General features: G+C 58.6%; 8 protein-coding genes. 5 read left to right on the top strand and 3 right to left on the bottom strand.

Going from position 1 to position 9449, the window contains the following annotated elements:
* Positions 1–457: 457 nt before the first annotated feature.
* Positions 458–1576 (bottom strand): branched-chain amino acid ABC transporter substrate-binding protein, encoded by a 1119-nt coding sequence (locus tag AC1DQ3_RS19115; RefSeq protein WP_477121721.1) that lies wholly within the window; start codon positions 1574–1576, stop codon positions 458–460.
* Positions 1577–1717: 141 nt separating this feature from the next.
* The gene (locus AC1DQ3_RS19110; protein ID WP_477121720.1) at positions 1718–2365 is read right to left on the bottom strand and encodes a hypothetical protein; all 648 of its coding nucleotides are present in this window, start codon (positions 2363–2365) and stop codon (positions 1718–1720) included.
* 57 nt (positions 2366–2422) lie between these two features.
* On the opposite strand from AC1DQ3_RS19110, the gene AC1DQ3_RS19105 reads away from it, so the two are divergent.
* The 4 genes from AC1DQ3_RS19105 (at position 2423) to AC1DQ3_RS19090 (ending at position 6647) form a co-directional block, all read left to right on the top strand.
* The gene (locus tag AC1DQ3_RS19105; protein WP_477121719.1) at positions 2423–2569 is read left to right on the top strand and encodes a hypothetical protein; all 147 of its coding nucleotides are present in this window, start codon (positions 2423–2425) and stop codon (positions 2567–2569) included.
* 473 nt (positions 2570–3042) lie between these two features.
* Complete coding sequence (locus AC1DQ3_RS19100) at positions 3043–4821, top strand: alkaline phosphatase D family protein (protein WP_477121718.1); 1779 nt, start codon at positions 3043–3045, stop codon at positions 4819–4821.
* A 165-nt stretch (positions 4822–4986) separates the two neighbouring features.
* Positions 4987–5604 carry a hypothetical protein gene (locus tag AC1DQ3_RS19095; protein WP_477121717.1) on the top strand — a complete coding sequence of 206 codons (618 nt, stop codon included), beginning with the start codon at positions 4987–4989 and terminating at the stop codon, positions 5602–5604.
* 194 nt (positions 5605–5798) lie between these two features.
* The gene (locus AC1DQ3_RS19090) at positions 5799–6647 is read left to right on the top strand and encodes a D-amino acid aminotransferase (protein WP_477121716.1); all 849 of its coding nucleotides are present in this window, start codon (positions 5799–5801) and stop codon (positions 6645–6647) included.
* 79 nt (positions 6648–6726) lie between these two features.
* Here the strand turns inward: AC1DQ3_RS19090 and AC1DQ3_RS19085 are convergent, their stop codons facing one another.
* Positions 6727–7455, bottom strand: a complete 729-nt coding sequence (locus AC1DQ3_RS19085; protein WP_477121715.1) for an SDR family oxidoreductase — start codon at positions 7453–7455, stop codon at positions 6727–6729.
* Between the two features lie 264 nt (positions 7456–7719).
* Here AC1DQ3_RS19085 and AC1DQ3_RS19080 point away from each other — a divergent pair, with 264 nt between their 5' ends.
* Positions 7720–9291: a class I adenylate-forming enzyme family protein gene (locus tag AC1DQ3_RS19080; RefSeq protein WP_477121714.1), complete on the top strand. Its 1572-nt coding sequence runs from the start codon at positions 7720–7722 to the stop codon at positions 9289–9291.
* Positions 9292–9449: the final 158 nt, after the last annotated feature.

The following is a 9449-nucleotide window of genomic DNA, read 5'->3' as shown; positions in this document are numbered from 1 at the left end:
CGCCCCGGGGGGGCTGCCGTCGACATGCAGCTGAATCTGGACGCCCGGCGGCCAGTCGGGGTGCGTGGGGATCAGCCACAGCGCGATGTCCCGCATCAAGTCATCGAGAAAGACCATGCTCCGCAGTGCCGCGGCTGCCGCGTTGCGGGTCACCGCATCGACCTGGAGGGGAGTCCCTGTGCACGTGGTGCYCGAAGCCTGCGCCGCTTCAGCAGGGGGCGAGTCCGCCGCGAGGGCGTTCAACTGACGGGAGACCGAAAACATGAGGTAGGCGCCGGTGGAGAAACATTCTCCTGAGTGCCTGAAACTATGTCGAAGGTTCATCCGGTAAAGATCTTGTCGCACTAAGGAGGGGCAGCGGAGGCCCATCATGACTACCCTGGTGCGATACCGGCGCGAAGCCGCTGTTCCTCACCCACCCCAAGAGCCGCAGCCTGGCCCGATCCTGATGACTCGATCAATCCAAGCTTTGCCAGCGGCCGTTCTTTACCTCGTAGACGGTAATGGCGCCGCCCTCGATATCTCCGCGCATGTCGAACTTGATATTCCCCGTGATACCTTTGTAGTTCGTCGTGCTGATCATCTTCGCGTAAATTTTTGKATCCACAGATCCGGCGCGTCGCATCGCATCTACTATCACCATGGTGGCATCGTAGCTATAGGGTGAGTAGGCATGCATATCGCCATACTTTGCCGAGTACAATTTATTGAAATCGTGATAGCCAGGCAGCTTTTCTTTTGGCATTCCAACGGACGAGGCCAGATGGCCTTCGGCAGCGGTACCGGCAAGCCGAGTGAAAAGGCTGGATTGCATACCGTCCGCACCTAATAGTCTCGTTTTCATTCCGAGTTGTGCCATCTGCTTTGCCATCGGGCCAGCTTGCGCATCCATGCCGCCATAGAAAATCAGATCCGGCTTCTGCGAGCGAATTTTTGTCAGGATCCCCATAAAATCCACCGCGGAATTTGTTGTATATTGCCTGCCAATGATGTTTCCGCCTTTTTCCTGGAACATCCTGGCAAAGAGATCTGCCTGCCCCTGGCCGGCAGCAGTGCGATCATCAATGATGATGGCGTTCCTTGCCTTCAGCTTGTTGAATGCGAAACTGGATAACGTGGATATTTGTTGGTCGTCATTAGCTATGATCCGATATGCTGTGCTTATGCCCTGCTGCGTATACATCGGATTGGTGGATCCCGGAGTAATCTGGGGGATCCCTGCCTTTGCGTAAATACGGGATGCCGGGATGGTAGTGCCGGAATTGTAGTGGCCAATGACGGCGACAACGGCACTGTCAACCAGGCGCTGTGCAACCTGGGTGGCAACACGCGGGTCTGATTGATCGTCTTCCACGATGGCAACAAATTTATAGTTTTTTCCGTTAATGCTCACTCTCTCAGCATTGAGTCTGTCTATCGCCAATCGAACGCCGGCCTCGATGTCTTTTCCAAGGTGGGATATGGAGCCAGTCAGAGGGACTGCCACTCCAATTTTGACAATTTCCTCTTTGGAAATGGCTTTTAGCGGAGCGACCAATGCCAGTATTATTGAAATATTTATAAAGTGTCTAATCACATCGATCCTCCAGGGGTGTTTGAAAGATGTACTTTGCCGATGAATTTCAGGTCCATCCTTAGACGGGAAGAGCATTCAGGGATGGAATTTGTGAAAAATATGACGAATTTCTACTTTTCGATGGCAACCGTGACATGGCCGCTACAACTGGGAAGCTGTAAAGCGAACAAAATCAGCCGGGCTCTTCATAAACCGGACGCCATACCGTGTTGCACGAACAGAGCCGCCGCAGGGACCAAGCTCGGGCCATCCCGCGTCAATCTCCTTGCCCTGCCTCTCCCATCTGGCCATTTTCTGTAAAAAAAGGTGCGGGTATTGTTGATAAGGGCAAACAATACCGGCCCATGCGTCGCAAACGTATGCCTGCATCGTATGGCCCGCTTGACTGGCCATGGACGAAATGAATCCCAATCTGGGCGGCGATGACGGCAGTCCGACCACGCAAAACACATGGTCCACCGCATTACCGCCAAGATCGTCTGTCGACACGCGCCACACGTCGGAAATCCGGTGAAGCGCTGCATAATGCAATGCCATTTTCGTCATTTCCCCACAGTTTCCTGCGCGATCTTCCACTTTCTTTGCGAGCAGGTCCTCCGCACTGTATCCACGAGAACGATAGACCTCGATGGCATTGTCAGCCCGTTGGGAAAGATTCAATCTGTCAGTCTTCTTCCTGTCGCTCGAACTACCATATTCATAGCTGTATACCTTGTTTGACGATTTCAAGGATCCGCTGAAATTCGATCGAGAATATTCAAACATTCGCCTTGCATCATATTCAATCATCGAATCGACATCCTTGATATATAAACACGCCTTTCGTGGCAAAATAAAAGAATAAATATGGAAGTGCGTATCATCACCCGGCTACATCTGGCTTGTTGCCACAGATCTACGCTGCAGGCGCTTGTGATGCCCGCTGATTTTGGTATCGGCGCTATCTGGACTTACAACAGGATCAGCGTCACCGCGCCTGATCCGTCCATCTGAATGTCGGACATGGCGGTATCGATGCGACCATGTCGCAGACGTATCGTAGCGAACGAGGGATGGGGTGAAAATAGAATAAGTTTTATTAAATAGGGATTCTGCATCAATAACACGCTATCACTCCCTTCTCAAGCCATTTTGCCTTGATTATCTTGCCGTTGGTGCGGTAGCCTTACGTTGTTCTCATGAGTCATTCGCAACGGGAAATTCCGGCCGCCTCCGGAGATCTCGACGTAGCGCGTTACAGCAAACCGGTGGAAAGGAAGACCCAAAGGAAGCGGAGCGGAGAGGGATCACTCGGTCTTGCGTCTGGCTCGAACGCACCCGCATGCAGGAGGACAGGACGGGTGCGCTGCGGCACCTGTGCATGCAGCGCCTGCCCGAACGGTTGCGATTCGCGCTCGGGCGTACATCCAAGGCGCTTGGCAGCAGACGCATTCATTGATGCAATGATTTAATGAGGAGGTTATGGCATGGCAAGGGAAGTATTCGTAGTAGGGCCGGTGCTTTCCTTTCGTGGCGTCGGCGAGGATGGGGTCTGGCATGTAACAGCGCTGCTTGGCGTTCGCCAGGGTGAACCAATACCGATATTGCACGTTGAGGGGAAGGACTGTGCGACGCCGGTGACTCTGCTTGAATCGGGCCGTGAAACATTCCTGCGCTACGACCTGAGCTGCAAGATGCAGGGGAATGAGCGAATGGTAGAGTTCGGTATATCGCCTGGCGGCCCGTCATGGCATTTCACCGTTCCCGGCAAAGGTGATGCCCCTCGGATGGCCTACGTTTCCTGCAATGGTTTTTCGGATCCCGGTGGGATGCGGAAACTCGTGTGTCCCGCAGACGCCGTCTGGTCGGATGTGCTCTGCAATCACGATCGCAGTCTTCGCCCTCAAGGATATTTGCTGGACAAGGAGCAACTGTGGCACGAGGCGCGGATCCATGACCACGGACTGCAGCGCTTTCACCTGCTCGTCATGGGTGGCGACCAGATCTACCTGGACTCGATCTGGGAGGACCTCAAAGCACTCAAGCAATGGGTGAGCCTGTCTCGCAAGCAGCAACTACGATTCAAGGTCACGAAGGCATTGGACAAGGCGATCGAAGAGTACTACTTCGGGCTATACAGCCGACGATGGCTGCCGACCTCACGCCGGCCGTGGGGACAGCCATCAGCGAATCGCGACAGTGCAGATGCGATGGCGCGCATTCCGACACTCATGATGTGGGATGACCATGATATTTTTGATGGATGGGGTTCCTATAGTCCGGAGATGCAGCAATGCGATCTGTTTCAGGCAATGTTCCGTCATGCACGAAGGGCGTTCTGGGTCTTTCAGATGCAACATGCGCTGGCGGACCTGCCATCACTCGAAACCATCGATCGAGCGGATGTCTGCCAGCGTGACCCGCAGTATCGACCGGTTCAGTGGAGCCACCAATGCCAGAGCGATCCGCTGGCCCTGCCTTTGCTCGACAATCAGCCGGGATTTACCACGGCCTACGTCATTGGCCCGGTGGCGCTTGTTGCCTGCGATTTGCGCACGGAGCGTTCGCGCACCCAGATCATGGGCGCTGCCACGTGGAACGCCTTGCACGGGTGGCTGCAAGCGATACCTGATGGATCTCCGTCGCAACCCACCGGCAAGTGCCAGCATCTGATACTGCTGTCATCCGTGCCGGTTGCGCATCCGAAGCTGTCGCTTGCAGAGGGCTTGCTGGATATCTTCGGTCGGGATGACGTGCTGGATAGCAGTGCCGACGATATAAGGGATCACTGGTCGCACGATGACCATGAGGGTGAGCGCAAGCGGCTTCTCGAGACCCTTACACAGGTTGCAGGGAAGAAAATGCTGCGTGCTTCGATCGTGTCGGGCGATGTACATGTTGCCGCGTGGGGCAATGCCTATCGACACGACATTGCGCCGGGTTCGAATTGGGCGCAGATCCAGCAGTTCACCTCCTCCGCTGTCGTTCACCCGTCCTTGATGGGTGTGGCGGAGCATCTTTTCCTGTTCATGCTGAACAGCACGGCAAGCAAGATTCAATCGATCGATCTCCAGCTTTGCGTGGAGATGATGTTGTTCCCTGGGTACAACCGCTACATAATGCCCGCGCGTAACTGGCTGGCCCTCGAGCTGGATGGCGCAGGGGAGCGCCAGCACGGGAGCAAGCTATGGGCGACGTGGCGGTGCGAAGCGGGATCGGGATCGGGATTCTCCAATCATATGCAGGCTGTGCAGCCGGCGCAATGAACGGCATTGTGGCGGGCATTCGATGCCTGGTGGATGGCCTCTGACCTCGCTGGTAATCTGGGCGTGGAGAATTTCCAATTAATTGCATCGAATTGCTTGAAGTTGTCACCTTTGTGCACGTATTTCGAGAGAGGCGTTTTTCTCAACCGAATTCAGGAGCATCGAATGTTTATCAGACAAGACGTGAAGCACGCTTATCGTTTGGATAATCGGAGTCCTGAATTGATTCGTCAGGCTGGCGGGTTCTTCGCTTACAGCCATTCATCCATTGGTATAGCAACGCCGCACCTTGGGCAAGGAAAGGCCTTCTGTGCCGGTGAATGTTTGGAAAAAAGCTTGCCGTCGAAGAGAAAAATTTCTCCGGCGGAGGCATTCGACTCGCTTCAAAGCATCATCCTGTCCCAAGACGCATCGAATGTGCACATTTACTACATGAACGTACTCGGAATGAATGTTGCTCGTTACGTCGACAACGTTTCAATTTACCTTGAAGTTGATGGCGGCGCCAATCATTCGAGGCGGGAAATTATTCCATACGGCTCCAGCGGGCCTCTGCGTATACTGCGCACGCAAAATAACATGGATGAGCTCCACAACGACTCGGATATTGATGGCAGGGACATATCAAGGAATTACTACGACTATCCCTTCCGGGCCCGCCACCGAGCTTTGTGCGGTGAGATATATATTCTCCACCCCATTCCCGTCTCGCTTATGTCCTATGGAGGTTACGGTGCAGATGCCTTAAATGGCAGGGCGATGGGCGGCTGGGTGCCCATGTAGGGAATGCGCGGACTCGCGTAGGCTGCACGGGCGACCCTGGAGGGAGACGCCCCATGCCCGGTAGCGAGCCGAGGCCCATCGCCCGCCCCGGGTCATGCCGATTTTGCATGGGTTCCTCCCGGCGCCTATGAAACAATGTGGCATCCGATGGATACTTCCATCCCCGACTGCTCGTGCTCGCTTACCTACCTTCCATGAACGACGAAATCGTCTACCTCAACGGCGAACTCACGCCTTTGTCCGAAGCCCGCGTCCCCGTGCTGGACCGCGGCTTTATCTTTGGCGACGGCGTGTATGAAGTCGTCCCCATCTACGGCGGCAAGCCGTTCCGCCTGCAGCAGCACCTGGCCCGCCTGGCGCGCAGCCAGGAAACCATCGGCATCCCGAACCCGCACACCGATCCGGAGTGGATGGCGCTGATCGACCGCGTGGTACAGGCCAATGGCCTGGGCGACCAGATGGTCTATATCCAGGTCACGCGCGGCGTGGCCCGGCGCACCCATGCCTTCCCCAAGGAAGTGACGCCTACGGTGCTGATCATGACCAATCCCATGTCGCTTCCGTCGGCGGCCATGCGCGAGCAGGGCGTGGCCTGCGTGACGGCCGAGGACAAGCGCTGGCTGCACTGCCAGGTCAAGTCGACCTCCCTGCTGGGCAACGTGCTGGCGGCGCAGAACGCGGCGGAGCATGGTGTCACGGAGACCATCCAGTTCCGCGACGGTGCGCTGACCGAAGCCTCTGCATCGAACGTCTGGGTGGTCGTCAAAGGCCGGATGTCGGCGCCGCCAAAGGACAACCTGATCCTGGAAGGCATCCGCTACGGCTGGATGGAGGAGATGTGCGCGGCGCTGGACATCTCGCTGGAAGCGCGCCGGATTTCGCAGGATGATGTGATGGCCGCCGACGAGGTACTGCTGACGTCGGCCAGCAAGGAGATCCTGCCGGTGGTGACCATCGACGGCAAGACCATCGGCAGCGGCGAGCCCGGCCCGGTGTTCAAGAAGCTCTATGCCGCGTACCAGGCGGCCAAGGTGGCGCAGTAATACATGGGCCATGCACGCCCGCGGGCTGGGTGACGGGTTCCGTGTCGCGCACCTGTACCCGCGGGCGATGGGGCAGGTATCACCAGGCCTCGATCCACGGCCGCAGGTCAAGCTCGTGCGTCCACGCATCCTTCGGCTGCTGGTGGAGCATCCAGTAGGCATCGGCGATGTGCTCGGGATTGAGGATGCCGTCCTGCTCCTTGAGCTTGTAGCGCTCCGGGAAAGTCTCGCGGATGAATTCGGTGTCGATGGCGCCGTCGATGATCGGGTGGGCAACGTGCAGCCCCTTCGGACCCAACTCCCGCGCCATTGACTGTGCCAGCGCGCGCAGCGCGTGCTTGGCGCCCGCGAACGCCGCATAACCCGCCCGGCCGCGCAGGCTGGCGGTTGCGCCGGTAAAGAAGATCGAGCCGTGTCCGCGCGGCAGCATCGAGCGCGCGGCCTCGCGTCCCATCAGGAAGCCCCCGAAGCAGGCCATCTCCCAGACCTTGTGGTACACGCGCGCCGTGGTTTCGGTGATGTCGAAGCGGACGTTGGCGCCGATATTGAAGATGGCGACCTCGATCGGGGCGATGTTGGTCTCGATCTCCTTGAACAGCGCGGTCATTTCCTCTTCCTTGCGGGCGTCGGAGCCAAAGGCATGCGCGACGCCGCCCTCCGCCTCGATCTGTGCCACCAGCGGGGCCAGTTTGTCGGCACTGCGGCGCGTCACGCACGCAATGTAGCCCTCGCGGGCAAAGCGGCGGGCAATGGCGCCGCCCGTTGAGTCTCCGGCCCCAATGACTAGCACGGCTTTCTTGTCGGACATGGATGTCTCCTTCTGATTCGAACGCTAGATGAACTGCACGGCAGAACAGTAGACCGCTATGCGGTCTAAGTATGGGGTGCAATGCGCACGGTGTCAAAGCTGCTGCCAGATTCTGAAAAAGCGACGGCTGGCCGCACATCAAATAATTTCTCGCCAAGGACTGCCATGCAGTATAGTAGACTGCACAGCAGTCTACACCATTGGTGTCATCCCCCAGAAACGGACAAGCGAAAGCCTTGCCAGCAAGACAGGAGACAGAGTGATATGGAAGCAGCCAGACAACCGATCCCGTCATTCGCACGCATTCATCAGGTGATCGAGCCCTGGGTGCGCCTGCAGCCCGGCAAGGTCGCGCTGCAGGACAGGCGCGGCCAACTCACCTACGGCGAGCTTGCCGGCGCCATTCGCGAGCTGAAGGCCCGCTTGCAAGCGCTCGGTATCCGTCCGGGCGACCGGGTGCTGATGGTGGGGGAGAACTGTGTGGCGCTGGGTGTGCTGGTACTCGCGGCGGCCGCGCTGGACGCCTGGGCGGTGGTGGTCAACGCGCGCTTGTCGGCGCGGGAGATCGACAATTTTGTCGAGCATTCCGGGGCGCGGCGGGTTTTCTACACAGACGGGATATCCAGCGAGGCGCTGGCGCACGCCACGCGTCATGGTGCGGTGTCCGAATCGCTGCCCGTCATCGGGAACCTGTCGATAGGCCCGCTGAATGCCTCCGCAATCGCCGAGCCGACCAGCGCGGACCCGAAGGCGCAGGTGGCAGCCATGATCTATACGTCCGGCACGTCAGGCCCCAAGGGCGTCATGCTTACCCACGCGAACCTGCTCCACGTGGCGGAGGTGGTGCGGGATCTGCGCAGGTTGGGGCCGGAGGACAAACTCTACGGGATCTTGCCGATGGCGCATGTGGTTGGCTTGTCGTCGCAACTGGTTGGCGCGCTCGCCTGCGGATCCACGCTGCTGCTCGATGACCGCTTTTCGGCGGAGGGCCTCGCCAGGTCATTGAAGCAGGACGGGATCACGGTATTTATCGGTGTGCCCGCCATGTACGCAAAGCTGCTGGATTGGCTCCGCAGCACCGGTACCGATTGCGGCGGGCACACGCTGCGCTTTGTCGGCGTAGCGGGCTCCCCGCTGACCGCGCAGTTGAAAGAGGATGTGGAGCGCGTACTCGGCCTCGTACTCCAGAACAACTATGGCCTGACGGAAATGTCCCCCACGGTATCGCAGACACACCTTGCGTTGCCGCGGCGGGATTGCTCCGTGGGCTTGCCGGTGACCGGGGTGGAGGTCCGCATCGTCGATCCGCATGGGCAGGACGTTGAGCCGGGCGCCGTCGGCGAGCTTTGGGTGCGCGGCCCCAACGTCATGAAGGGCTACTACCGCAACGAGGCGCTGACGCGCGAAGCTGTCAACGCCGAGGGCTGGTTCAACACCTGCGACCTGGCCCGGCAGGAGCCGGACGGCGCCCTGTTCATCATGGGCCGCACCAAGGAGCTGATCATCCGCTCCGGCTTCAATGTCTACCCGCACGAGGTGGAGCAGGAGTTGAACACCCACCCGGATGTCGTGCAGTCCGCCGTGGTGGGCCGCCAGGTCGATGGCAACGAAGAGGTGATCGCCTTTGTCGAGGTGGCGGCGGATGCGGTCGTGAGCCATGACGTGCTGGCGCGCTATCTGCGGGAGCGGCTGTCGCCGTACAAGGTCCCGGCCGAGATCCATTTCATGGCGCAGTTGCCGGCGGCGCCTACCGGCAAGATCCTGAAGCACAAGTTGAAGGAGGCGGCCGCCAGGATCGGGCCCGAAGGCATGCACGGGGCAAGCAAAGGGGACTAGCGGGCGTCTGGAGAGGTCAGTGTCAATCGTGCTATTTTGCCGAACCTGGACGGTGCGCGATGCGCGCGGCATTGGCGGGGCGGCGTATTGCACGCGCCCCGGCCTTCCGTCCCGATACGCCGGCGTTGCCGGTGGCGTTGATCACACTGAATTCGGCT

The sequence above is a fragment of the Cupriavidus sp. 01T418 genome, from assembly GCF_056398885.1.
This window is presented reverse-complemented; position numbering and strand designations above follow the sequence as displayed.

Coding starts and splice junctions, on each gene's coding strand:
- AC1DQ3_RS19110 (WP_477121720.1), bottom strand. CDS start 2,365: ATGATTGAATATGATGCAAGGCGAATGTTTGAATATTCTCGATCGAAT.
- AC1DQ3_RS19105 (WP_477121719.1), top strand. CDS start 2,423: ATGGAAGTGCGTATCATCACCCGGCTACATCTGGCTTGTTGCCACAGA.
- AC1DQ3_RS19100 (WP_477121718.1), top strand. CDS start 3,043: ATGGCAAGGGAAGTATTCGTAGTAGGGCCGGTGCTTTCCTTTCGTGGC.
- AC1DQ3_RS19095 (WP_477121717.1), top strand. CDS start 4,987: ATGTTTATCAGACAAGACGTGAAGCACGCTTATCGTTTGGATAATCGG.
- AC1DQ3_RS19090 (WP_477121716.1), top strand. CDS start 5,799: ATGAACGACGAAATCGTCTACCTCAACGGCGAACTCACGCCTTTGTCC.
- AC1DQ3_RS19085 (WP_477121715.1), bottom strand. CDS start 7,455: ATGTCCGACAAGAAAGCCGTGCTAGTCATTGGGGCCGGAGACTCAACG.
- AC1DQ3_RS19080 (WP_477121714.1), top strand. CDS start 7,720: ATGGAAGCAGCCAGACAACCGATCCCGTCATTCGCACGCATTCATCAG.